This is a genomic window from Sphingomicrobium aestuariivivum, assembly GCF_024721585.1.
GTDB lineage: Bacteria > Pseudomonadota > Alphaproteobacteria > Sphingomonadales > Sphingomonadaceae > Sphingomicrobium > Sphingomicrobium aestuariivivum.
In genome coordinates, this window is the sequence record NZ_CP102629.1 from 2103942 (window position 1) to 2126797 (window position 22856).

General features: G+C 66.3%; 23 protein-coding genes and 1 tRNA gene. 18 read left to right on the forward strand and 6 right to left on the reverse strand.

Annotated features, from left to right (window positions below; all coding sequences use genetic code 11):
- Positions 1-22 precede the first annotated feature (22 nt).
- The 4 genes from NUW81_RS10800 (at position 23) to NUW81_RS10815 (ending at position 2958) form a co-directional block, all read left to right on the forward strand.
- Entirely contained in the window at positions 23-274 is a 252-nt protein-coding gene (locus tag NUW81_RS10800) for a DUF7218 family protein (RefSeq protein ID WP_312025033.1), read from the forward strand.
- A gap of 17 nt (positions 275-291) precedes the next feature.
- Positions 292-699 (forward strand): hypothetical protein, encoded by a 408-nt coding sequence (locus NUW81_RS10805; protein ID WP_245113166.1) that lies wholly within the window; start codon positions 292-294, stop codon positions 697-699.
- A 67-nt stretch (positions 700-766) separates the two neighbouring features.
- Positions 767-1159, forward strand: coding sequence for a MerR family transcriptional regulator (locus tag NUW81_RS10810; protein ID WP_245113167.1), 393 nt, complete (start codon positions 767-769; stop codon positions 1157-1159).
- Between the two features lie 2 nt (positions 1160-1161).
- Complete coding sequence (locus NUW81_RS10815) at positions 1162-2958, forward strand: acyl-CoA dehydrogenase C-terminal domain-containing protein (RefSeq protein WP_245113168.1); 1797 nt, start codon at positions 1162-1164, stop codon at positions 2956-2958.
- 71 nt (positions 2959-3029) lie between these two features.
- Here NUW81_RS10815 and NUW81_RS10820 read toward each other — a convergent pair whose 3' ends face one another.
- Together NUW81_RS10820 and NUW81_RS10825 are read right to left on the reverse strand one after the other, a co-directional pair.
- Positions 3030-5705: an EAL domain-containing protein gene (locus NUW81_RS10820; RefSeq protein WP_245113169.1), complete on the reverse strand. Its 2676-nt coding sequence runs from the start codon at positions 5703-5705 to the stop codon at positions 3030-3032.
- 202 nt (positions 5706-5907) lie between these two features.
- A complete protein-coding gene (locus NUW81_RS10825) occupies positions 5908-7155 on the reverse strand; it encodes an MFS transporter (protein WP_245113170.1) in 1248 nt (415 codons plus the stop codon).
- Between the two features lie 66 nt (positions 7156-7221).
- On the opposite strand from NUW81_RS10825, the gene radA reads away from it, so the two are divergent.
- Genes radA through NUW81_RS10850 form a run of 5 tightly spaced genes read left to right on the forward strand, consistent with a single transcriptional unit; the run spans position 7222 to position 12685 of the window.
- Positions 7222-8589, forward strand: coding sequence for a DNA repair protein RadA (radA, locus tag NUW81_RS10830; protein ID WP_245113171.1), 1368 nt, complete (start codon positions 7222-7224; stop codon positions 8587-8589).
- A 39-nt stretch (positions 8590-8628) separates the two neighbouring features.
- Positions 8629-9135, forward strand: coding sequence for a CvpA family protein (locus tag NUW81_RS10835; RefSeq protein WP_245113172.1), 507 nt, complete (start codon positions 8629-8631; stop codon positions 9133-9135).
- Positions 9132-10448, forward strand: coding sequence for a cysteine--tRNA ligase (cysS, locus tag NUW81_RS10840; RefSeq protein ID WP_245113173.1), 1317 nt, complete (start codon positions 9132-9134; stop codon positions 10446-10448). Before NUW81_RS10835 ends, cysS begins: the two co-directional genes overlap by 4 nt.
- Positions 10445-10861: an iron-sulfur cluster assembly scaffold protein gene (locus NUW81_RS10845; RefSeq protein WP_245113176.1), complete on the forward strand. Its 417-nt coding sequence runs from the start codon at positions 10445-10447 to the stop codon at positions 10859-10861. Before cysS ends, NUW81_RS10845 begins: the two co-directional genes overlap by 4 nt.
- Positions 10862-12685 carry a monovalent cation:proton antiporter-2 (CPA2) family protein gene (locus tag NUW81_RS10850; protein ID WP_245113179.1) on the forward strand — a complete coding sequence of 608 codons (1824 nt, stop codon included), beginning with the start codon at positions 10862-10864 and terminating at the stop codon, positions 12683-12685. It abuts the gene before it with no gap.
- On the opposite strand, the gene aroB is transcribed toward NUW81_RS10850, so the two are convergent.
- Both aroB and NUW81_RS10860 read right to left on the reverse strand, forming a co-directional pair.
- The gene (gene aroB, locus NUW81_RS10855) at positions 12659-13735 is read right to left on the reverse strand and encodes a 3-dehydroquinate synthase (RefSeq protein ID WP_245113181.1); all 1077 of its coding nucleotides are present in this window, start codon (positions 13733-13735) and stop codon (positions 12659-12661) included. The genes NUW81_RS10850 and aroB overlap by 27 nt on opposite strands.
- On the reverse strand, positions 13732-14271 hold the full coding sequence (locus NUW81_RS10860) for a shikimate kinase (RefSeq protein WP_245113183.1): 540 nt from the start codon (positions 14269-14271) through the stop codon (positions 13732-13734). The genes aroB and NUW81_RS10860 overlap by 4 nt, the downstream gene beginning before the upstream one ends.
- A 48-nt stretch (positions 14272-14319) precedes the next feature.
- On the opposite strand from NUW81_RS10860, the gene NUW81_RS10865 reads away from it, so the two are divergent.
- The 5 genes from NUW81_RS10865 (at position 14320) to NUW81_RS10885 (ending at position 19716) form a co-directional block, all read left to right on the forward strand.
- Positions 14320-14484, forward strand: a complete 165-nt coding sequence (locus NUW81_RS10865; protein WP_245113185.1) for a hypothetical protein — start codon at positions 14320-14322, stop codon at positions 14482-14484.
- Positions 14474-16261, forward strand: coding sequence for a hypothetical protein (locus NUW81_RS10870; protein ID WP_245113186.1), 1788 nt, complete (start codon positions 14474-14476; stop codon positions 16259-16261). Before NUW81_RS10865 ends, NUW81_RS10870 begins: the two co-directional genes overlap by 11 nt.
- A 38-nt stretch (positions 16262-16299) precedes the next feature.
- Entirely contained in the window at positions 16300-17151 is an 852-nt protein-coding gene (locus tag NUW81_RS10875) for a tyrosine recombinase (protein WP_245113789.1), read from the forward strand.
- Between the two features lie 37 nt (positions 17152-17188).
- Positions 17189-18130 (forward strand): acetyl-CoA carboxylase carboxyltransferase subunit alpha, encoded by a 942-nt coding sequence (locus NUW81_RS10880; protein ID WP_245113187.1) that lies wholly within the window; start codon positions 17189-17191, stop codon positions 18128-18130.
- A 131-nt stretch (positions 18131-18261) separates the two neighbouring features.
- Positions 18262-19716, forward strand: coding sequence for a M48 family metalloprotease (locus NUW81_RS10885; RefSeq protein ID WP_260508501.1), 1455 nt, complete (start codon positions 18262-18264; stop codon positions 19714-19716).
- A gap of 40 nt (positions 19717-19756) precedes the next feature.
- Here NUW81_RS10885 and NUW81_RS10890 read toward each other — a convergent pair whose 3' ends face one another.
- Positions 19757-19948: a Flp family type IVb pilin gene (locus tag NUW81_RS10890; RefSeq protein WP_245113189.1), complete on the reverse strand. Its 192-nt coding sequence runs from the start codon at positions 19946-19948 to the stop codon at positions 19757-19759.
- Between the two features lie 80 nt (positions 19949-20028).
- Positions 20029-20817, reverse strand: coding sequence for a methyltransferase domain-containing protein (locus NUW81_RS10895; RefSeq protein ID WP_245113190.1), 789 nt, complete (start codon positions 20815-20817; stop codon positions 20029-20031).
- On the opposite strand from NUW81_RS10895, the gene NUW81_RS10900 reads away from it, so the two are divergent.
- From NUW81_RS10900 to NUW81_RS10915, 4 genes are all read left to right on the forward strand, one after another.
- Entirely contained in the window at positions 20816-21571 is a 756-nt protein-coding gene (locus NUW81_RS10900) for a ComF family protein (protein ID WP_245113191.1), read from the forward strand. The two genes, NUW81_RS10895 and NUW81_RS10900, sit on opposite strands and share 2 nt — an antisense overlap.
- A gap of 40 nt (positions 21572-21611) precedes the next feature.
- Complete coding sequence (grxC, locus tag NUW81_RS10905) at positions 21612-21869, forward strand: glutaredoxin 3 (protein WP_245113192.1); 258 nt, start codon at positions 21612-21614, stop codon at positions 21867-21869.
- A 3-nt stretch (positions 21870-21872) separates the two neighbouring features.
- Positions 21873-22697: a carbon-nitrogen hydrolase family protein gene (locus NUW81_RS10910; protein WP_245113195.1), complete on the forward strand. Its 825-nt coding sequence runs from the start codon at positions 21873-21875 to the stop codon at positions 22695-22697.
- A 33-nt stretch (positions 22698-22730) separates the two neighbouring features.
- Positions 22731-22807, forward strand: a tRNA-Arg gene (locus tag NUW81_RS10915).
- Positions 22808-22856 lie beyond the last annotated feature (49 nt).

The following is a 22856-nucleotide window of genomic DNA, read 5'->3' on the forward strand; positions in this document are numbered from 1 at the left end:
TGCGCAAAGCCGACGGAGGACGATGATGGCGAAGGATCACGGCGACAGCGTGAAGGATGACGAACTCTACGAGGAACTGCGCGAGGAGGGCTATTCCAAGTCGAAGGCGGCGGCGATCGCCAATGCGCAGGCCAAGGGCGATATCGACCATGATTCGCGTCCCTATGAGGAGCGGACCAAGGAGGAGCTTTACGATCTCGCGCAGGAGCGCGATATCGAAGGGCGGTCGGACATGACCAAGGACGAACTGATCGAGGCGCTGCGCGAGCAATGAAATATTGGGCATGGGTGATGGCCGGACTGGCCCTGGCGGGCTGCTCGAGTGGAGAGCCGGCGAAAGAGGCGGCGCCTTTGCCGCTGGAAGCCGGTCTCTATGCTGACGATGGCGGGCGCTCGGGGCTGTGCGTTGGCGACGGCGGCGAGGCCACCTTCATCCTCTACGCAGCGCAGGGCACCGCCAATTGCATGGCGCAGGGACAGGTCAGCGCGGGCGAAGGCGGGATCGTCTTCACCCCACGGGGCGATGACAGCTGCCGCTTTCCGCTCAACGTCGAAGGCGGTGCGGTGCGCTTCGGTGAGCCTCCTGCGACATGCGCTTATTATTGTGGCGGGGAGGCTAAAATCGACGGCCGCTTGCTGGAAGCCGGGCGCGACACGACGGCCGATCCGACCGACCCTGCGGGCGATCCGATCTGTTGACCGACGCTATTCGGTGGTTCGCCGCAACTGGATTGACCTTTACGGAAGCGTCAACTAGCTTACCTTCATGTCAACAAGCCATAGCGATTCCGAAGCGCAATATTCGATTGGCCAGATGTGCGAGGAGTTCGGGGTTACCGCCCGGGCCTTGCGCTTCTACGAGGACGAGCAGCTGATCCGCCCCAAGCGGGTCGGCACCCAGCGGCTCTATTCGGAACGTGATCGCGCCCGCGTGGCGTGGATCCTGCGCGGCAAGCGCGTCGGCTTCAGCCTCGCCGAGATCGGCGAGCTTCTCGACCTGTACGACCTTGGCGACCAGCGCCGGACCCAGCGGCAGGTCACGCTCGACCGCTGCCGCGAGCGGATCGACGCGCTGTCCCGTCAGAAAGCCGATATCGACGAAACCATCGAGGAACTGGAAGGCTTCGTTCGCCTTCTCGAAGACAATAGCGAGGACTGATAATGCCCGTTTACGACGCCCCCGTCACCGACACCAAATATGTGCTCGATCACCTGATCGGGCTGCAGAATTACACCAACCTTCCGGGCTTCCAGAATGCCGACGCCGATGTTGTCGAGGCAATCCTGACCGAGGGCGGCAAGTTCGCCGCCGAGGTGCTGGCGCCGCTCAACCGTTCGGGCGACGAGGAAGGTTGTACGCGTCATGACGATGGCAGCGTGACCACGCCCGAGGGCTTCAAGGAAGCGTTCGACCAGTTCCGCGAGGGCGGTTGGGGCACGCTGGCGTTCCCCGAGGAGTTTGGCGGGCAGGACCTGCCGCACGTGCTGTCGACGGCGTTCAGCGAATATGTCGTTGCCGCGAACCAGGCGTTCGAGATGTACAATGGCCTGACGCAGGGCGCGATCGCCGCGCTGCTCGCGGTTGGCTCGGACGAGCAGAAGGCGACCTATGCGCCCAAGATGGTGTCGCTCGAGTGGACCGGCACGATGAACCTCACCGAGCCGCATTGCGGGACCGACCTCGGGCTGATCAAGACCAAGGCAGTGCCGCAGGACGACGGCACCTACAAGGTGAGCGGGACCAAGATCTTCATCTCGGCCGGCGAACACGACATGAGCGAGAACATCATCCACATGGTGCTCGCCAAGATGCCGGACAGCCCCGACAACGTGAAGGGCATCTCGATGTTCATCGTGCCCAAGTATCTCGTCAACGAGGACGGGTCGCTGGGCGAGCGCAACAGCGTCACCTGTGGCTCGATCGAGCACAAGATGGGGATCCACGGCAACTCGACCTGCGTCATGAACTATGACGAGGCGACGGGCTATCTCATCGGCGAGAAGGAAAAGGGCCTCGCCGCCATGTTCATCATGATGAACGCGGCGCGTCTTGGCGTTGGCCTGCAGGGCCTCGCGCAGGGCGATGCTGCCTATCAGAACGCGGTTGCCTATGCGAAGGATCGCCGGCAGGGCCGCGCGCTGAAGCCGGAGGGCCGCGACCAGGATGCCAAGGCCGACAGCATTATGGTCCACCCCGACGTGCGCCGCATGCTGATGGACACCAAGAGCTTCACCGAGGCGGCGCGCGCGCTTGTCCTCTGGGGCGCGCTGCAGGTCGACCTTACGCACAAGGCGCAGACCGAGGAAGAGCGCGAGCAGGCCAATGACCTGATCAGCCTGCTGACCCCGGTCATCAAGGGCTATCTCACCGACAAGGGCTTCGAGGCGGCGGTGCAGTCGCAGCAGGTCTTCGGCGGCCACGGCTACATCCGCGAATGGGGCGTCGAACAATATGTCCGCGATGCGCGCATCGCGCAGATCTACGAAGGTACCAACGGCGTGCAGGCGATGGACCTCGTCGGGCGCAAGCTGGGGCAGAATGGCGGGCGCGCCGTGCGGGCCTATTTCGAGCTGCTGGCCGAAGACATCGCGGCGGCCAAGGCGGCCGGCGATCCGGCAGGCGTGGCCGAACCGCTCGAGAAGGCGGTCGGGCACCTGCAGGGCGCGACCATGTGGCTGGCGCAGAACGGCATGGCGGATCCCAACAACGCCGGCGCCGGTGCCTATGCCTATATGGAGCTGATGGGTCTCGTCACGCTCGGCTGGATGTGGCTGAAGATGGCGGGCAAGAGCGCCGAGCTGAAGGAACAGGCGGGCGAGGACAAGGCGTTCCACGAAGCCAAGCTCTTGACCGCACGCTATTATGGCGAGCGCCACCTGCCCGAGGCGAGCGGCCTGCGCCGCAAGGTCGAGGCCGGTGCGGAAACGCTGATGAAGATGCCGGTCGAGGCCTTCTAGGCCGGCGGACCGATCCCCGTCAGGAGGGGCTGGAGGGCGGTCGCGCGATGCGGCCGCCCTTTTTCGTGCGCTCAGCCGTGGCGGCGGTCGACGAAGAAGGGCGGGGTCGCTTTTTCGATCCCCGTCGGCTTGCGGCTCGGCGGGGCGAGGCGCGTGAGGTTGAAGTTCTCGTGGAACTGGATGCCGAAGCGTCCCGCCTGGGCCCAGCGCACGGTACCGATGACGGGGCCGGTGCCGATGATGTCGATGGTCAGCTCGGTGCCGGGGCTCACGGGGACCGAACATTCGATCAGCGCACCCATTGCCGAGATATTGCGCAGGCGGATCTCGACCGTCTGGCCGTTGAGCATGACGAGCCCGCGGCGCATCAGGCGGTGGCGCGGTTCGCGGCTGTTCTGATGGCCTTCGGGTGACACGGAGGCGCGTTTGACCATTTCGAGGGCGCGATCGGCATCGCAGGGTTTGCCGAAGATGTAGCCCTGGACCTGGCTGCAGCCGAGTTCGCGGATGAGGTTGAGGTCGTCATGCGTTTCGACGCCCTCGGCGGTGGTGTCCATCGACAGGCTTTCGGCGAGCGCGACGATAGCGCGGATGATGGCGCTATTGCGGCTCTGCGGGTTGGAGGCACCGCGCACGAAGCTCTGGTCGATCTTGATCTTGTCGAACGGCGCGGTCTTCAGATAGCCGAGCGAAGAGTAGCCGGTGCCGAAATCGTCGAGCGCGAGGCGCACACCGATATTCTTGAGGCGCTGGAAGGTCTCGTCGGTGGCCTGCCCCTCGGCGAGAAACACCCCTTCGGTGATTTCCAGTTCGAGACGTTCGGCACGCATGCCGTGCGTGGTGAGCAGGGTGGCGATCTTCTCGCAGATCTTGGGATCGTTGAACTGGATCGGCGACAGGTTGACCGCGATGCGGATATTCTCGGGCCAGCCCGACGCGGTGGCGATGGCGGTCTCGAGGACGAAGTCGCCGAGCCGCCCGATGAGGCCGCATTCCTCGGCGATCGAGATGAACAGGTCGGGCGAGATCGGGCCGCGGACGGGGTGGATCCAGCGAACCAGCGCCTCGAAGCCGATGAGGTCCTCGCAGGAGGCGCGGACGATCGGCTGGTAATGGACTTCGAGCTCGCTGCGTTCGAGCGCACCGCGCAGGTCATTTTCGAGCCGCTGGCGGTCGGTCGCCTCCGAGTGCATCGAGGGTTCGAAGAAGCAATGCTTGCCGCGGCCGGCGGCCTTGGCGGCGTAGAGCGCGAGGTCGGCGTTGCGCGTCAGGCTGTCGGCGCAGGCGCGGCCCGGATCGCCGATGGCGATGCCGATGGAAGCGCCGATGGTCACGCGGTGACCCTCGATCTGGTAGGGCTGCGAGACCTGTTCGATCATCAGGTTTGCAAGGCGCTCGAGGAGGCCGGTCTCCACCGCACCGGGCAGCACGGCCTTGAACTCGTCGCCGCCGAGACGACCGACCTGCCCATGGTTGCCGAGCACGCGGGTCAGGCGCTTTGCAACCTGGCGCAGGAGCTGGTCGCCCACGGGGTGGCCGAGTGTATCGTTGACGTTCTTGAAGCGGTCGAGATCGATAAGGAAGAGCGCGCAGCCCTTCTGGCGGCGGGCCGCATTGCGGAGTGCCTCGTCGAGGGTCTGGCGCATCATCGCGCGATTGGGCAGGCCGGTGAGGCTGTCGAAACGGGCAAGGCGGCTGATTTCCTGCTCGTTGCGGCGCTGTTCGGTCAGGTCGGCACCGATGCCGCGGAAACCGATGAACTTGCCATTCTCGTTGAAGATGGGGTTGCCCGACAGCGACCAGAGCACGTCTTCGTCGCGCGCGGCGCGGACGACGACGTCGGCGAAGGGGAAGCGCGCGGACAGATGGAAGCCGAGGGTGCGTTCCTCGCGCAGCGCGTCCTCGTCGCCCGCCGTGTCGATCGACAGGAGGTCGGTGAACCGGCGGCCGAGCAGGTCTGCGGGGTCGCAATCGAAGTCCTCGGCGAGCTGGCGACTGACGTAGGAGAGGGTTCCGGTGGCATCGGTCTCCCAGAACCAGCCGCGGCCCGAACTTTCGAATTCGGTGACGAAGCGCAGGGCCTGGTGCGCCTCGCGATCGAGGATGAGGCGGCGGCGCGCTGTGGCGATCATCGTGCGCGCCGAGAAGGTCGCATAGGCGGTGACGACGATGATGGTGAGTGACAGGCCGAGAATGACGATGTCATCAACCTTGAAGACGGCGGCGGTGATGGTCGCCGACAGCCCCATGAAGATGGCGAGCGCGGGCGCACCGATGGCGGCGATCGCCATCGCGACGACACCGCCGCCGATCATGATCGCGGCGACGAGTGGGCTGGTGCCCTGGAGGTCGCTGAACACGCAGGTGGCGAGATAGGCCCAGCCGCCCGCACAGAAGGCCGAATAGGCGCCGAGGAGCTGGATCGCGCGCGACGGGGAGAGACCGATGCGGCGCTGCAAGAACAGGACCGCGACGGCGAGGAGGTCGGCGGCGATCAGCGCCACTAGCATGAGGAGGTGTGCGTGATTGCCGCTGCCGACACCCTCGATGAAATAGTGGACGAAGCCGAACATGTGGGTGAGACCGAGAAGCAGCGGGATGTGCCCGAGTTGCTGGACACGCTGTTCGGCGATCATCGCCTCGCCGTCGTCATGCGGCGGCAGGACGTCGAACGACAGCGCCTCGCGCATTGTCGCGCTGGCGGTGATGTCCTTCGGCTGCTGCAACGCCAAACGCTGGCTACGCATGAACTGCCCCCTTCTGCAGGGCTATATATAATGACGATCGTTAATGAGCCGCTCTACGATCAGGGTTGCCGGCGCGTTAACGGTGGTGCGCCTTCTGGAGCCGCAGTCGGAAATCGCGCGCTTTCAGGCGCCTCGCCGGGGGAGTCGTTGATTATCCGGCATGGTAAAGATTCTGTCAGGCAACCCGAAATGTTGATGTTTATCAATCCCTAGCGGGTGGCTCGAAAGTTTTCGCGCGGCGGAGTTCGGGGAAGATGATCGCCCATGCGCCGACGACGATGATCGCACCAAGGCCGCCAAGGAAGGCGGCGGTGGTCGGACCGAACAGGCTGGCCATCAGGCCGGATTCAGCGTCGCCAAGTTCGTTCGAGGCGGAAATCGACAGGGTGGACACGGCACCGACGCGGCCGCGCATCTCGTCGGGCGTGTAGAGCTGGATCAGCGAGGAGCGCACATAGACGCTGAGCATGTCGGACGCGCCGATGGCGACAAGCAAGAGGAAGGTCAGGACGATCGAGCGCGAGAAGGCAAAGCCGATGGTGGCAAGACCGAAGATGCCGACGGCGACGAGCATCTTCACGCCGACGTCATTCTTGAGCGGGCGGATAGCGAAATAGAGCGCCGCGGCCACCGCGCCGACGGCAGGGGCGGCGCGCAGGTGACCGAACAGGTCGGGGCCGCCATTAAAGATGTCGGTGGCGAAGATGGGCAGAAGCGCGACCGCGCTGCCAAGCAGGACGGCGAAAAGGTCGAGGCTGATCGCTCCGAGGACAAGGCGGTTCTCGCGGACGTAGCGGATGCCCGCGACGACCTGCGCGATCGGGCCGTTGCGACGGTCGGACCTTGCCTGGTCGATATGGCTGATCAGGAACAGCGCGACGATGGCGGCAATAAAGAGCGCGACGGCGAAGAAATAGGCGGTCTCGATCGAGACGGCGAGGAGGTAGCCCGCGATGGCGGGGCCGGCGATGGTCGCGCCTTTCCAGGCGATGGATGACAGGGCGATGGCCGAGGGCAGGAGGTCGCGCGGCACGATGTTGGAGGCGAGCGCGCCCATCGATGGTCCCATGAGGACGCGGCTGATGCCGACGAAGATGGCGACGACATAGATGACGGGCAGGCTGATCCAGCCTTGCGCGGTGGCAAGGCCAAGGATGAAGGCGCTGCCGATCTCGATGAGGATGGCGAGCCGCGCGATGACGCGGCGGTCCATCGTGTCGGCGGCCCAGCCCGAGAAGGGGGTGAGGAAGAAAAGCGGCACGAACTGGATGAAGCCGATGAAACCGAGGCGCAGCGCGGCAGCCTCGATGCTCATGGTTTCGCGGGCTAGCGTGTAGACCTGATATTCGATCGCGGTGACCATCGCGAGCTGGGCCAGTGTCGCCAGCAGGCGGGCCGACCAGAAGGCACGGAAATTGGCGATGCGGAAGGGGTCGGGAAGCCAGCTCATGGGCTTGGCGTTAAGGGGCATCTAGGCGCTCGACAAGGGGGGCGGAGGGTCGCTAGCGTCGCTGCGATGGCCAAACCGAAAAAGAGATATGTCTGCCAGGCCTGCGGGTCGGTGACCTCGCGCTGGCAGGGGCAATGCGCCGACTGCGCCGAGTGGAACACGCTGGTCGAGGATGCCGACGTCGTCACGACGACCTTTGCCAAGAAGCACAACCTGCAGGGCGGCGGTCGTCGGATCGAGCTTGTCGGGCTCGATGCCGAGGTCAAGATCCCCGAGCGGATGAAGACGGGCATTGCCGAGTTCGACCGGGCATTGGGCGGCGGGCTGGTGCCGGGCTCGGCGACGCTGATCGGCGGCGACCCGGGGATCGGCAAGTCGACGCTCTTGCTGCAGGTGGCGGCGCGGCTGGCGCGCTCGGGCGCGGAGACGATCTATGTGTCGGGAGAGGAAGCGTCGGACCAGGTGCGCCGGCGCGCCTTGCGGCTGGGCCTGGGGGATGCGCCGGTGCGGCTGGCGGCAGCGACCTCGGTGCGCGACATCCTGACAACGCTGGGCGAGGGAAGCCCGCCTGCTCTCCTCGTGATCGATTCGATCCAGACCATGCATTCGGACATGATCGAGGGGGCACCGGGGACGGTGAGCCAAGTCCGCGCCTCGGCGCACGAACTGGTGCGCTTTGCCAAGGAGAAAGGCTGCGCGCTCATCCTCGTCGGCCATGTCACCAAGGACGGCAATATCGCGGGGCCGCGTGTGCTCGAGCATATGGTCGATACGGTGCTCGGCTTCGAAGGCGAGCGCAGTCACCAGTATCGCATCCTTCGCGCGATCAAGAACCGCTTCGGCGGGACCGACGAGATCGGCGTGTTCGCGATGGAGGCGGAAGGGCTCGAGGAAGTGGGCAATCCGTCCTCGCTGTTCCTGACCGAACGCGGCGAGGAAGTGTCGGGGACGACGGTATTCCCTGCGCTCGAGGGGACACGGCCGGTGCTGGTCGAACTCCAGGCGCTGACCGTGCGGCTGGCGAGCGGGGCGACGCCGCGGCGCTCGGCGGTCGGCTGGGATAGTGCGCGGCTCGCCATGCTGCTGGCAGTGCTCGAGGCGCGGTGCGGGATCAGTTTTGCCAATGTCGAGGTCTATCTCAATGTCGCGGGCGGTTATCGGCTGAGCGATCCGGCGGCCGATCTGGCGGTCGCGGCGGCGCTGGTGTCGGCGCTGTCGGAACGTCCCTTGCCGTCGGCGACGATCTGCTTTGGCGAGGTGGCGCTGTCGGGCGAGCTCCGGCCGGTGGCCCATTCGGCGCTGCGCCTGAAGGAAGCGGGCAAGCTGGGCTTCGAGCAGGCGTGGGTACCCAAGGGGGTCGAGCCGGCGGGCGGCATGTCCTGCGAGGGTTTCGCGCGCCTCGGGGCGCTGACCGACAAGCTTCTCGGGCGTTAGGGCTGGCGCGAGCGGAAATGAACCGCTAGCCGAGGCGCGATGACAGCACTCGATATCCTTGTCCTGATCCTGCTTGGCGGCGGCGCGCTGCTCGGTTTCGTGCGCGGGTTCGTGCAGGAAGTGTTTTCGCTCGGCGCGTGGATCGCGGCCATCCTCGCGGTGAAGATGGGGCATGCGCCGATGAGCGCGTTCCTTTCCAATCACATGGAGAGCGAGAGCGGGATCGTGGCGGCGGCCTTCGCGCTCCTGTTCCTGCCGACCTATTTCGTGGTGCGGTTGCTTGCGCAGAAGATCGGGGGGCGGACGCGGCGCTCGCTGATCGGGCCGGTGGATCGGCTGCTCGGCGGGCTGTTCGGGCTGCTGAAGGGGCTGGTGACCGCGACGGTGCTGTTCCTCATCGCCAATTTCGCTACCGATTTCATCTATGGCGTGGAGGCGCCGCGTCCCGACTGGATGCGCGAGGCGCGGACCCATACGCTCTTGAATGCCAGCGCGCGGGCGACGGTCGATTTCGTCGAGACGCAGCGCGAGGAAGGACTGTTGTGACCATTCGCCTGCATGACACGATGGCGCGCGAGAAGCGCGATTTCGTCCCCGCCGATCCCGGCCGCGTGACCATGTATGTGTGCGGTCCCACCGTCTATGGCCGCGCGCACATCGGCAATATGCGCCCGCCGGTGGTGTTCGACACGCTGGCCCGGCTCATCCGGCACGAATTTGGCGCCGACAGTCTCGTCTACGCGCGCAATGTCACCGACATCGATGACAAGATCATCCAGAAGGCGGCGGACGAGGGCGTGGAGCCAGCGGTCATCTCGCAGCGCTTCGAGGACTTCTACCTTGAGGACACGGGCGCGCTGGGCGTCACGCCGCCCGATATCGCACCACATGCGACGCACGAGGTGCCTGCGATGGTGGCGATGATCGAGCAGTTGATCGCCAGCAGCAACGCCTATGAGGCCGAGGGCCATGTGCTCTTCTCGGTGCCGAGCGATCCCGATTATGGCGCGCTGTCGAAGCGCGACCGCGAGGCGATGATCGCGGGGGCTCGCGTGGAAGTGGCGCCCTACAAGCGCGATCCCGCCGATTTCGTGCTGTGGAAGCCATCGGACGAGGACGTGATCGGGTTTGACAGCCCGTGGGGGCGGGGGCGTCCCGGCTGGCATATCGAATGCTCGGCGATGATCGCCGCGCATCTGGGCCAGACGATCGACATCCATGGTGGTGGCCTCGACCTCACCTTCCCGCACCACGAGAACGAGATCGCGCAGAGCCGATGCGCACATGGCGGTGCGCCGCTGGCGCGCTACTGGGTGCATAACGGCTTCGTCGACATGGGCGCGGAGAAGATGTCAAAGTCGCTCGGCAACGTGATCACGCCCGAGCAACTGCTGAAGAAACACGATGGCGAGACGCTGCGCATGGCGCTCCTGTCGGCGCATTATCGCCAGCCGCTGCCATGGAGCGAGAAGCTGGTCGAGCAGGCCAAGGCGACGCTCGACGGGCTCTATCGCCGCGTCGGTGATGCGCAGGCGGGCGAGGTCGATGCGGGCGTGCTCGAAGCGCTGAAGGACGATCTCAATACGCCGCTTGCACTGTCGCGACTGGGGCAGGTCGAGGACGAGGCGAGCCTGAAGGCGTCGGCAGCGTTGCTGGGCTTGCTCGAACGCTCCGCGGACGACTGGTTTCGCGGTGGGGACGAGGATGACGCCGCCGCGATCGAGGCGAAGATCGCCGAGCGGACGGCCGCCAAGAAGGCGCGCGATTTCGCCACGGCCGACCGGATCCGCGACGAACTGGCTGCTGACGGCATCCTGCTCGAGGATGGCCCGGGCGGCACCAGTTGGCGGCGCGGGTGAGGGCGCCGGCCTACACGAAGGATATTCTCCGGCTTGCTGCCGGACTACCCGACGCGAGCCTGCTTGACGCGGCCGATGCGTCGGTCGATCTGCGCTCGCCGACGTGCGGGGCGACCATTTCGCTGACGATTGCATGTGCCGACGGGCGCGTCACCGATATCGCCGCGCGGGTGGCGGCCTGTGCCTACGGACAGGCGGCGACCGCGTTGATGCTCAGCCACGCAAGGGGCGTGGACCGCGCGCGCGCCGAGGGCGTACTGATCGCGCTCGAGGACTGGCTCAACGGGTCGGACGCGATCCTGCCCGACTGGCCCGGGATCGAGGCGCTCGAGCCGGCGCGGGAGCGGCCCGGGCGGCATGGAGCGATCCTTTTGCCCTTCAAGGCGTTGGCGAGAGCGATGGAGGAAGCGTAAATGGCGGGACCGACGAGCGGCGGTGAAGAGGGCGGTGCCCATGCCCTGACAGGCGAACTGATCGTCGACGGAGCGATCATGCTTGGTGCCGCGCTCGTTTTCGTGACCCTGTTCCGCCGCCTCGGGCTTGGCGCCACGCTCGGTTATATCGTCGGCGGGGCGATGATCGGCCCGTTCGTGCTCGGTCTAGTCGGCAATGCCGAGAATATCATGTCGATCTCCGAGTTCGGGATCGCGCTCCTCCTGTTCATCGTCGGGCTCGAACTCAATCCAAGCAGGCTATGGCGGCTCCGCCACGATATTTTCGGCCTCGGGGTGGTACAGGTCGTCAGTACCGGCCTCGCGCTGTCGGCGCTGGCGCATTTCGTCCTTGGTTTTACCTGGGAAGCGGGGCTGGCGATCGGGATGAGCCTGTCGCTGTCCTCGACCGCCCAGGTGCTGCCGATGCTGCGTTCGACCGGCGAACTGCACAAGCCGCATGGCGAGCGCGCCTTCTCGGTCCTGCTCCTCCAGGACATCTCGATCGTACCGCTTCTGACGTTGATCGCGGTGCTGAGCCGCGCACCGGCGGATCCCAACGCGCCCGGCGGCATGACATTGGCGCTCTATACAGTCGCTGCGATCATCGGGCTGATCGTCGCCGGGCGGTTCGTCATCAATCCCTTTTTCCGCATCATCGGGCGGCTAGGCGAGCGCGAATTGTTCGTGGTCGCGGCGCTGTTCACGGTGGTGGGCGCGGCGGCGCTGATGAGCTGGCTCGGACTGTCGACCGCGCTCGGGGCCTTTGTCGCTGGCGTGATGCTGGCGGAGAGCCCCTACCGGCACGAGCTTGAAAGCGATGTCGAGCCGTTCCGCTCGATCCTGCTCGGTTTCTTCTTCCTGTCGGTCGGCATGATGCTCGACCTAGGCGTGATCGCGGCGCGGCCGTGGACGGTCGTCCTCTGTGCCGTCGGGATCGTCGTGGTGAAGGGCGCGATGATCACGGGGCTGGGAAGGCTCTTCGGTCTCGACATGTTCGGCGCTTTGCGGCTCGGACTGCTGCTGAGCCAGGCAGGCGAATTCGGTTTCGTGCTCCTGACGCAGGCGATGCAGGCGCGGCTCGTGGCCCCCGAGGGCGTGTCGCTATTCGGGGCGGTGATCACGGTGACGATGGCCAGCACGCCATTCCTGATGATGCTGATCGACCGTCTCGAGGCGCGCCACGGCGGCGGGGGCGGCGAGCGAGAGGGGCCCGAGAAGGCGCCCGACGGCGCAGTCATCGTGGTCGGTTACGGACGCTTCGGGCAGACGGTGTCGCAGATGCTGATGGCCAAGAAGATCGGCGTCACGCTGGTCGACAAGAATGCCGAGCTGATCGATCTCGCCGAGGAATTCGGGTTCAAGGTCTATTATGGCGACGGCATGCGCCTCGACCTCCTGCGCACGGCGGGTGCCGAGACGGCGCGGGCGATCCTCTTCTGCAACGACGAGGATGTCGAGAAGGACAGGCTGGAGGCGGTCGCGGAAGCATTCCCGCAGGCGGCGTTGATGGTGCGCAGCTACGACCGGCGGCACAGCATGGCGCTCGACGGCCTCGACCTCGCCTTCTGCGTGCGCGAACTGTTCGAGAGCGCGGTGCTGATGGGCAAGGCGGCGCTGACCGAGATGGGCTTCAGCCAGGATGAGGCCGAGCGGGTTGAAAGCGAGTATCGCAAGCTCGATACCGAGCGGCTCGAGCGGCAGAGCGAGACGGGCGACCTGCATGCCGCCAAGGACCGGATGTTCAAGGAAGGCCAGCCGATGGGCGATGACGGCAAGCTAGAGACCGGACAGGAAGGCCGATAAGGCCTCTTCCTCGATGTCGCGCGCGAAAAAGGCCTTGCCGATGTCGCGCAGGAGGATGAGCGACAGGCGCCCCTCTTCATTTTTCTTGTCGTGGCGCATGGGGTCGAGGAGGTCGGCGCCGCGGCCTTCCAGCCCTGCATCGGACAAGCGTGTCGGAAGGCCCATCGCGGCGAGGTCGTCCCCGATTTGTCGCGCGGTCGCGGAATCGAGATGCCCCTGCTGCGCGCTGAAACGGGCGGCGAGAACCATCCCGATGGCGACCGCTTCGCCGTGGAGCACCTTGCCGAGACCGGCGATGGCCTCGATCGCATGGCCGAAGCTGTGGCCGAGGTTGAGGAGGGCGCGGCGGCCAGAGCGGTCCTCGAGATCACCCTCGACAAGGTCGGCCTTCATCGAGATGCCGGTAGCGATGGCGTGAGTGGCCGCATCGGGGTCAAGGTCGGCGAGACGCCTCGCACCCCCTGCGACGAGCCAGTCGTACAATTCCCGATTGCCGATCAGACCATATTTGATCGTCTCGGCGAGGCCCGCGCGAAACTGGCGCGGATCGAGCGTTGCCAGCAAGGCGGGGTCGATGACGACGCTGGCCGGCGGATGAAAGGCGCCGACGATATTCTTCTGGCCCTCGGCGTCGATCGCGGTCTTGCCGCCAACGCTGCTGTCGACCTGCGCGAGAAGGGTGGTCGGGACCTGTATGACGGGCACGCCGCGACGATAGAGGGCGGCGGCAAGACCGGTGAGGTCGCCCACCGCGCCGCCGCCGAAGGCGATGACCGGATCGGAGCGTTGGTGGTTGCGCGCAGCGAGGAAGGCAATGGCGGATTGCAGCTCCTGCCAGGTCTTGCCCGCTTCGCCCTCGGCGATCAGGTGCGGGTCGAGATCGAGCGCGGCGGCGAGGCGCTCGCCGTGAAGGCCCCAGACCTTCGGTTCGCTGATGCAGGCGAGGGGGCGGCGGCGCGGCACCGATGCGGCGGACAAGGCGTCTTCCAACCGGCCGATGAACACCGGGTAGGTTTCAGCAGCGGTGCCCGGGACGGTGAGCGTCTTCATTGGAGGAATTCCTCGAGTGCCTTGATAATGGCTTCGACGATCTCGGCATGGGCGCCATGCCGGCTTTCGACACGGACATGGGCCTCGGCATAGGCTGCGCGCCGTTGCTCCATGAGTTCGGCCAGCTTCTCCGCGCGATCAACGCCCTGAAGCAGCGGGCGATTGTCGCGCCGTCCGGTGCGTTCTGCAAGGATGTCGATCGGCGCATCGAGCCAGATGGTGATGCACTTTTCGTTGAGGAGCTTGCGCGTCTCGGCGACGGTGAAGGCACCGCCGCCGGTGGCGATGACCTGCAACGGTTCTTCGGCGAGACGGGCGACGAGCCGGCGTTCGCCATCGCGAAAGTCCTTTTCCCCGAAGCGCTCGAAGATTTCAGCGGTCGAGAAGCCCGAGGCGTCCTCGATGGCGACATCGCTGTCGACAAAGGGCAGGCCGAGCCGGCGCGCGAGGCGTCGACCCACGGTCGACTTGCCCGCGCCCATGAGGCCGACAAGGACAATCGAACGGTCTAGACGGGAAGTGAGGCGGTGCGACATCGGATAGGGGCTATACTGTGTCGCCGCGCTAAGGCAAAAGCCGTTCTCATGATCGGAACCCAACCCAAAAAACGCCGCCCCAAGGGGCCGTTCGTCCTCGTCATCCTGATCGCGCTGGTTGTCGGCGCGCTCTTCTTCTTCTCGAGCCAGGCCTCCGAGCAGCCGGTCGGGACCATCGAGGAAGAGGTGAAGCTCGAGGCTGATGCGCAATAGTCGTGCCCTGATGGGCGGGATCGGGGTGATGGCGGCCGTGACGGCGGCCGTCGCTGCTCCCGATCGACCGGAATCGCTCCTTCCTCCCGGTTTCGAGACCGCGCCGCCGACGGCAGCTCCCGAGCCTGCGCCTGCGCCCGCGCAGCGCCCGGCGCCCGAGCCGCGCGATATTTCGGTCGCCGACCCGGTCGCCGAGGAGCAGGTTGCCGAGCAGCGGGACGTGGAGGCCGACGAAGAGACCGAGGTCGATGTCGACGCCAGCGGCGAGATCGAGACCGCGGGCGTGTTCGCAGCATCGCGCGGTGGTTTTGCCTTTGTCGGCGATGCGCCGTGGGGCGCGATCGACGGGAATTTCCACAAGACGCTGATGCGACGGCTCGACGTGCCGCTCGCTTCGCGCTGGGGCCATATTGCCCTCCGGCAGGCGCTGCTTGCCGATGCACCGCCGCCGGGCGAGCTCGAAGAGCAGGACTGGCTGGCCGAGCGGGCATGGCTGCTCCTGCGCATGGGGGAGGCCGACGCGGCGCGATTGCTACTCGCGGGCACCGACCCTGACGATTATTCGGCCAAGCTCGCGCAGGTTGCATTGCAGATCGCGCTGGCGACTTCGGACCCGGCGGCGGCCTGTCCGGTCGCGCGGCGTCTCAATGATGCCGAGCCCGACGCAGAACCGCTGATCCGCGCGGTCTGCGCGGCGCTGTCAGCGCAGCCGGAAATCGCTTCCGATGCCATCTCGCAGGCTCGCCGCCGCGGTAATGTCGATGCGATCGACCTCGCGCTGGTCGACAAGCTGGTCGGTGCCGGCGCGGGGACCGGACGTGCGGTGACGCTCGAATGGGAGACCGTATCGCATCTCAATAGCTGGCGGTTCGGCCTGGCCGGCGCCACGGGGCTGTTGCCGCCCGAAAATCTGATGACGGAGGCACGTCCGCGAGTGGCCGCCTGGGCTGCCCGCGCGCCGCTGCTTACACCGGAACAGCGGCTTCCACATGCGCGCACGGCCACGGGGCTCGGCGTGTTTTCGGGGCAGGCGCTCGTCGACCTCTATGCGGTGCATTACGACAAGCTTCCGCCCGAGGATCTCGGCGATAGCGAGGCGTTCCAGCTGCGGCGGACCTTTGTTGCGGAGACCGACGCCGAGCGGATCGCGGCAATGCGTGACTTCTGGGCGATCGGCGATGGCGTTTACGAACGGCTGGCCTCGCGCGCGGCGACCGCGCTTGCAGCGGCGCAGATCACACCTGCGGGGCGCCACGAGGCCGCCGCCGCGGATCTGATTGCCGCCATGTTGACCGCCGGCTTCGTCGAGCAGGCGGAAGCCTGGGCACCGCTGATTGCCGCGATGGACGAGGGCGATGCCGATGCCGGATGGGCGCAGCTGGTGCTGGCCGCGCCGCGCGCCGACCGGCTCGGGCTCAGTGCGGACCGGTTGCGCGACTATGTCTCGCGTGACGAAAGCGCGGGCAAGAAACGAAGCGCAGTGCTCGTTGCCGGCCTTGCCGGACTGGGGCGGATCGACGGCGACCTTGCCGCGCGGATCAGCGAGGACGAGGAATTCGAGCTCGAGGGATCGACCCGGCTGACACGGATGATCGATGCCGCCGCCTCGCGCGGCGAGGGGGCGACGGTGATGCTGCTTGCCGCGACCGCGCTGCAGGCACCCGACGTGGACGGCATCCCGCCCCGATACCTGCGGCACATCATCGCCGCGCTGGTGGCGGTGGAGCAGGATTTCCTCGCGCGGATGATCGCAGCCGAGGCGATCGCCCGGCTGTGACGCCCGAAGATCGCGCGCTGGTCGATCGTTTCTGCGACATGCTCGCGGCGGAGACGGGCGCGTCGCGCAACACGCTGCTTGCCTATCGCGGCGACTTGTCCGCGGCGGCCGCGGTGCTGGGCTCGGTCGGCGATGCCGATGCTGAGGCGCTGAAAGCGCTCGGCAGCGCATGGCAGCCGCTTGCAGCCTCGACTGTCGCGCGCCGTGCCAGTGCCCTCCGGCGCTTCTATGGATTCCTTCTGGAAGAAGGGCTGCGCGGGGACGATCCCTCAGATGTGCTGCCGCGGCCTAAGGTGAAGCGACCGCTGCCGCGGCTGCTCTCGGCGGAGGAAGTCGAGCTGATGCTGGCCGATGCCGCAGACCGGGCCGCGAGCGGGGAGCGACTGGCAGTGCGCGACCATGCACTTCTCGAGCTGCTCTATGGGTCGGGCCTGCGTGCGAGCGAACTGGTGGCGTTGCCGCGCCGCGCGATGCGTCCGAGCGAGCCGTTCCTGATCCTGAGCGGGAAAGGCGAGAAGGAGCGCTTGGTGCCCGTGTCCGATGCCGCCCATCGCGCGGTGGCGCGCTGGATAGCGGCATCGGACGATAGCCGTTGGCTGTTTCCTGGAGGAAAAGCGCATCTTTCGCGTGTGCGGCTGTTCCAGATCGTGAGGGCGATGGCGGGCCGCGTGGGGATCGCGCCCGAGCGGGTCAGTCCGCACGTCCTGCGCCATGCTTTCGCGACCCACCTGCTCGAAGGGGGCGCGGACCTCCGGACGCTGCAGGCGCTGCTCGGCCATGCCGATATCGCGACAACGCAAATCTACACCCATGTCGACAGCCGCCGGCTCGTCGAACTGGTCAACCAGAGGCACCCGCTGGCCCGCCGCGGCAGCGCGCTCCGCGATTGACGAGGGCCGTAGAGGAACGCTAGGCGCGAAGACGATTATGAGCAGCTATCTCGATTTCGAACGGCCGATTGCCGAACTGGAAGCCCGGGTCGCCGAACTGCGCGACACCGCCGCGAAGAGCGACGTCGACCTGACGAGCGACATCGAACGTCTCGAAGGCAAGGCGGCACGGCTGCTGCGCGAGACCTATTCGAAGCTGTCGCCGTGGCAGAAGGCGCAGGTCGCCCGCCATCCCGAGCGCCCGCATTTCAAGGATTATGTCGCCGGTATCGCCGACGATTTCATGCCGCTGGCCGGTGACCGCGCGTTCGCCGAGGATGCTGCGATCGTGGGCGGGCTGGCGCGTATCGATGGTCGACGCGTCATGCTGATCGGCCACGAGAAGGGCGCCGACACGGCAAGCCGCCTCAAGCATAATTTCGGGATGGCGAAGCCCGAGGGCTATCGCAAGGCGATCCGCATGATGCAGCTGGCCGAGCGTTTCGGCCTGCCGGTCGTGACGCTCGTCGACACGCCGGGCGCCTTTCCGGGCGTCCAGGCCGAAGAGCGCGGCCAGGCCGAGGCCATTGCGCGGGCGACCGAGCAGTGCCTCGAGCTCAAGGTGCCGATGGTCGCGACGATCGTCGGCGAAGGCGGGTCGGGCGGGGCCATCGCCATTGCCGCTGCCAATCGTGTGCTGATGTACGAGCATGCGGTCTATTCGGTTATCTCGCCCGAGGGTTGCGCCTCGATCCTGTGGCGCACGGCCGACAAGGCGGCCGATGCGGCCGAGGCGATGCGGATCACCGCACTGGACCTTGAAAAGCTCGGCGTGATCGACCGCATCGTGCCGGAACCCGATGGTGGTGCGCATCGTGATCCCGCCAAGGCGATGAAAACGCTGCGGCTCGCAATCGGCGACGAGCTCGAGAAGCTCGAAGGGATGAGCGGGGACGAACTGAAGCGCCAGCGCAGGCTTAAATTCCTCAGCATGAGCTAGGGCCCGAGAGCGTCAAAGGCGCTCTTGGAACCAAGGCTTTCCCGTCATTGTTCTTGAGGCGGAACCGTCTTCCCCGCGGGGTGGCGGATGTCGTTCAAGAGTTGGAGAGCCTTACCATGCGCACAGCCGCAATGATCCTGACCAGCGCGAGCAGCCTGATGCTCGCTTCCTGCGCCACCCCCGTGGCCGATCCGGCGATTTCGCCGCAGGAAGCACAGGTTGCGGAAAGCCAGCACGAAGCCGTCGTCGCCGAATTCGGCGGCGCGCTGGGGGGATCGCTTGGCGCTTATGTCGAACAGATCGGGGACGCGGTGGCGGTCCGGTCGGCAACCCCCAATGCGGCTGCGGCCTATCGCTTCACGACGCTCAATGCACCGGTGGAGAACGCCTTCGCGGTGCCGGGCGGACGCATCTATGTGACGCGCGAGCTACTCGGACTGATGGAAGACGAGGCCGAACTGGCCTTCGTGCTCGGTCATGAGGTCGGGCATATCGCGGCCGATCACAGCCAGGCCCGGCAAGCGCGGGCCCAACGCAACTCGATCCTCGGTGTGTTGGGGGCGATTGCCGGCAGCGTCATCGGTGGCGATGCCGGCCTCGGCAACCTGCTCGCACAGGGCGCCCAGCAATATGCGACGCTCAACACGCTGAGTTACAGCCGCGACCAGGAATATGAATCGGACACGCTTGGCGTGGGCTATATGACGGCGGCGGGTTACGACCCGTTGGCGGCAGCCTCGATGTTGAGTTCGCTGGGGCGTTCCTCGGCGCTCGAGGCGCGAATCCAGGGCAATAGCGGACGTTCGACGCCGGAGTGGGCGCGGACGCATCCGCTCAGCGAGAACCGGACGGCGCGGGCTATCGAACTGGCCCAGCAGACGGGGCGTGCCGGCACGGGCACACGTGACCGCGACGAATTCCTGAGCCGGATCGAAGGCCTCTATGTCGATGATGATCCCAAGCAGGGGATCGTCGACGGCCGCACCTTCACCCATCCGGACCTGAGGCTGCAGTTCCAGGTCCCGACCGGTTTCCAGATGCAGAATGGTACGCGGGCGGTAACGATCTCGGGGCAGTCGGGGCAGGCGCTGTTCAGCACCGCGCAGTTCAACGGAAACCTCGACACCTATATCGGCAATGTCATCCGCGGCATCGTGGGCCAGCAGGCACAGGTGTCGATCCCGCAGCCGCGCTCGACGACAATCAACGGGCTGCCGGCGGCCTATACGACCACGCGCGTGAATACCCAGAATGGCGCGGTCGATCTATCGGTGATGGCCTACCGCTTCGCCAATGATCGCGCCTATCACTTCGCGACCCTGACCCCCGCGGGGCAGGGGCTCGGGCCCTTCTCCAGCATGGTCGGCTCGCTACGCCCGATCAGCGCGCAGGAAGCCTCGGCAATCCGACCTCGCGTGATCGACGTGGTCACCGTGCAGAGCGGTGACAGCATCCAGTCGCTGGCGAGCCGGATGGCCTATCGCGATTATCAGGTGGAGCGGTTTCTCGTACTCAACTCAATGGACAGCAATAGCCGCCTTACCCCTGGCCAGAAGGTCAAGTTGGTCGTCTACGGCCAGCGATAGGCGCTGGCCATTCGGCACGATCGATAGCGACGGTCGCCCGTCAGCCTACGAGGTGGGTGTTGGCGACCGTCTGCAACTTGCCCCACATCCCGCCAGAGCCGCCGCCAAGGGCCTTCATGCCGCTGATGACGGCGACGGCGATAAGGGCCACGATTAGGCCATATTCGATCGCTGTCGCTCCTCGCTCGTCCGAGCGGAGTGCGCGAAAAAACTTCCGGATAGCCACCGCCATCCTCCTTCTGGTCTGGTCCACGGGACGAGAATTAACGCCAAAGGGTTAAGGAAGTGTCGGACGGGGCTGGTTAATGCAGCCTAGAGCATGGACGGGTCGGACGGTGTCCAGCCAAGGAAATGCAGGAGTTCGAAGGTTTCTATCGAGCGGCCGCGATCGTCGGCGGCGCTGGTAAACGCCTGCGCCGCCGCGGCCAGCGCGGCGCGTCCCAGCGGACGCTTGTCCCGCTCGGCGAGGACGTTGGTCGCACCGAGAGCGCGAAGGTCGGCAACGAGGCTCGAGAGGTCGCGGTAGGACAGCCGGACGCGGTCGATGTCCACTACCGGCATCTGCAGCCCCGCTTCTGCCAACAGGCCCGCAAGCGCGGCAGGCTGGATGCGCGGGTGGAGATGGGGGCTGTGCCGTCCGCTCGCATTGTCGGCGGCGTGCATTGCCTGACGCAGGAGAGGCAGGGTCTCCCCGCCGGACATGACGCCGATCAGGGGGCTGTCGGGCTTGAGTAAGAGGCGGAACCGCATCAACGCTTCGGGCAGCGCCTCGACCGTATCGAGCGTGCCCAGCGCAATCACGAGGTCATAGGCACCGACATCGTCGAGGCTGTCTTCGGATCGCGGCTCGGCACCGGTCGCTCCTGCGACCAGTGCGGAGGGATCGACGCGGTCGAGGCGTTCGGCGAATGGCTTAAAGCGGTCGATGGCCGGGCCCGCGAGCGTGCCGACGACGAGGGCGCGGTCGAAGCGTCGATTCATCGCGCCCAGCCGGTCCACCATGTCCTCGATGATACGCTCGGCCAGAAAGGCCGGCGGGCCCATGCGCCAGCTGCGGTCACGGCGCTTGAGGCGCAGGTCGGAATCGAAGAGCATCGGCATGGCGCGGCTTGTGCAGGACGGGCGCGCGCGCGACAAGGGATGGATGACGGTACTCGGCCTGCCACGCATTCTGCTCGACCTCGCGCTGCCGCCGCGATGTGCCGGTTGCGGCGAGATCGTCGGCAATGTCGGAGAATTTTGCGCCGACTGCTTCATGACGCTCGAGTGGATTGGCGATCGGAGTTGCAGGCGTTGCGCGCTGCCGCTCGAGCCGACCGACGAGCCCGAATGCGCGGCGTGCCTGTCGGCCCCTGGCCCGATCGAGGCGCTGGGCGCCGCGACGGTCTACAATGACCTTTCCAAGGCGCTCGTCATGAAATTCAAATATGGGCGCCGTGTGGCGCTCGCGGACACGATGGCAAATGCGATGGCCCGCAAGCTTGTCGGCGCGCGCGTAGAGGCTGCGCTGCTGGTGCCGGTCCCGCTACATCGCTGGCGGATATGGTCCCGTGGCTACAACCAGGCCGGACTGCTTGCTGCGGCGCTGTCACGGCGGACGGGGATGGCCTGGTCTTCGCGTGCGCTCGACCGAATCAGGTCGACGAGGCCGCTGCGCGACATGACCGCGCGCCAGCGGGGGCTGCAGGTACGGGGGGCTTTTCGCGCCGACAGCGCGGTGGTCGAGGGACGCACGATCATCCTAGTCGACGATGTCCGGACCACGGGCGGGACGTTGAATGCCTGCGCCAAGGCGCTACATCGCGCCGGAGCAGGGCGGATCGAGGCGATCGTCTGGTCACGCGTGGTGCGTTAAGCCGCCATCGCGCGTTGGGAGTGAAAGTGAAGAGGATTGCATGCCGAAAGTTGAGATTTACACCAAGTCCACCTGCCCCTTCTGCATTCGTGCCAAGCGTCTGCTCGACATGAAGGGCATCGATTATGCGGAATATGAGATTTCGCGCGACGAGGCCAAGCGCGCCGAGATGATCGAGCGATCGGGTGGCGGGCGGACCGTCCCGCAGATTTTCATCGACGGCGAGCCCATCGGCGGGTGTGACGACATGTTCGCGCTCGAGCGCAAGGGCGAACTCGACGCACGGCTTGCCGCCTGACCGATGGTGCGGATCGCACTGTTCCAGGCTAACAGCGGGATCGATCCGCACGATAATGCCGGGCAATTGCTAGAGGCGGTCGCCGAGGCAAAGGCGCAAGGCGCGCAGATGCTGTTCACGCCCGAGATGACGGGCCTGCTCGATCGCAATCGGGACCGGGCCGCGCAGGCGATCCGGACCGAAGAGGAGGATTCGGTACTCGCCGCGGCGCGGCAAGCGGCGCGCGAACAGGGCATCTGGTTGCAGCTGGGATCGCTGGCGCTCGACCGCGGCGACGGGCGCTGGGTCAACCGCGCTTTCGTCATCGATGACCATGGGGTCGTGCAGGGGCGCTATGACAAGATTCACCTGTTCGACGTCGACCTCGACAGCGGCGAAAGCTGGCGCGAAAGTGCGGTCTATGCCGCGGGCGAGCAGGCGGTGCGGGTCAAGGGGACGCCTGTCGGCTCGCTCGGTCTTTCGATCTGTTACGACCTTCGTTTTCCCGCCCTATACGAGCGGCTGGCGGAAGCGGGGGCGGACTGTTTTTCTGTGCCGGCCGCCTTCACCGTGCCGACCGGCAAGGCACATTGGGAGACGCTGCTCAGGGCGCGTGCCATCGAAAGCGGGCTGTTCGTGATCGCGGCAGCGCAATGCGGCAAGCACGCCGACGGGCGCGAGACCTATGGTCATTCGATGGTGTGCAGCCCGTGGGGTGAGATCCTGCTCGACATGGGCGCCGAAAGCGGGGTCGCGAACTGCGAGATCGACCTTTGCGAGATCGACCGGGTCCGGCGCGCCGTCCCGGCGTTGCACCATCGCCGCGCGATCGATGCGATCGACGATTGAAACCTGTTCCGCGCCTGCCTAAGGGGAGGGCGGGGCTCCGTAGCTCAGCAGGATAGAGCAACAGTTTCCTAAACTGCAGGTCGCAGGTTCGAATCCTGCCGGGGCCACCACTTCCTTCTTGTCGCACTGGTCCAACGCCCACTGGCGGACGGCGCGTAG

Excerpts from the sequence above, each read along its gene's own strand:
- NUW81_RS10825 (WP_245113170.1), bottom strand. The coding sequence starts at position 7,155 with ATGAGCTGGCTTCCCGACCCCTTCCGCATCGCCAATTTCCGTGCCTTC.
- NUW81_RS10810 (WP_245113167.1), top strand. The coding sequence starts at position 767 with ATGTCAACAAGCCATAGCGATTCCGAAGCGCAATATTCGATTGGCCAG.
- NUW81_RS10900 (WP_245113191.1), top strand. The coding sequence starts at position 20,816 with ATGGCGCGGCTTGTGCAGGACGGGCGCGCGCGCGACAAGGGATGGATG.
- NUW81_RS10820 (WP_245113169.1), bottom strand. The coding sequence starts at position 5,705 with ATGCGTAGCCAGCGTTTGGCGTTGCAGCAGCCGAAGGACATCACCGCC.
- NUW81_RS10850 (WP_245113179.1), top strand. The coding sequence starts at position 10,862 with ATGGCGGGACCGACGAGCGGCGGTGAAGAGGGCGGTGCCCATGCCCTG.
- NUW81_RS10895 (WP_245113190.1), bottom strand. The coding sequence starts at position 20,817 with ATGCCGATGCTCTTCGATTCCGACCTGCGCCTCAAGCGCCGTGACCGC.
- NUW81_RS10815 (WP_245113168.1), top strand. The coding sequence starts at position 1,162 with ATGCCCGTTTACGACGCCCCCGTCACCGACACCAAATATGTGCTCGAT.
- NUW81_RS10805 (WP_245113166.1), top strand. The coding sequence starts at position 292 with ATGGCCGGACTGGCCCTGGCGGGCTGCTCGAGTGGAGAGCCGGCGAAA.
- NUW81_RS10910 (WP_245113195.1), top strand. The coding sequence starts at position 21,873 with ATGGTGCGGATCGCACTGTTCCAGGCTAACAGCGGGATCGATCCGCAC.
- grxC (WP_245113192.1), top strand. The coding sequence starts at position 21,612 with ATGCCGAAAGTTGAGATTTACACCAAGTCCACCTGCCCCTTCTGCATT.
- NUW81_RS10860 (WP_245113183.1), bottom strand. The coding sequence starts at position 14,271 with ATGTCGCACCGCCTCACTTCCCGTCTAGACCGTTCGATTGTCCTTGTC.
- NUW81_RS10890 (WP_245113189.1), bottom strand. The coding sequence starts at position 19,948 with ATGGCGGTGGCTATCCGGAAGTTTTTTCGCGCACTCCGCTCGGACGAG.
- radA (WP_245113171.1), top strand. The coding sequence starts at position 7,222 with ATGGCCAAACCGAAAAAGAGATATGTCTGCCAGGCCTGCGGGTCGGTG.
- NUW81_RS10800 (WP_312025033.1), top strand. The coding sequence starts at position 23 with ATGATGGCGAAGGATCACGGCGACAGCGTGAAGGATGACGAACTCTAC.
- NUW81_RS10880 (WP_245113187.1), top strand. The coding sequence starts at position 17,189 with ATGAGCAGCTATCTCGATTTCGAACGGCCGATTGCCGAACTGGAAGCC.
- aroB (WP_245113181.1), bottom strand. The coding sequence starts at position 13,735 with ATGAAGACGCTCACCGTCCCGGGCACCGCTGCTGAAACCTACCCGGTG.
- NUW81_RS10885 (WP_260508501.1), top strand. The coding sequence starts at position 18,262 with ATGATCCTGACCAGCGCGAGCAGCCTGATGCTCGCTTCCTGCGCCACC.
- NUW81_RS10875 (WP_245113789.1), top strand. The coding sequence starts at position 16,300 with ATGCTCGCGGCGGAGACGGGCGCGTCGCGCAACACGCTGCTTGCCTAT.
- NUW81_RS10865 (WP_245113185.1), top strand. The coding sequence starts at position 14,320 with ATGATCGGAACCCAACCCAAAAAACGCCGCCCCAAGGGGCCGTTCGTC.
- NUW81_RS10870 (WP_245113186.1), top strand. The coding sequence starts at position 14,474 with ATGCGCAATAGTCGTGCCCTGATGGGCGGGATCGGGGTGATGGCGGCC.
- NUW81_RS10835 (WP_245113172.1), top strand. The coding sequence starts at position 8,629 with ATGACAGCACTCGATATCCTTGTCCTGATCCTGCTTGGCGGCGGCGCG.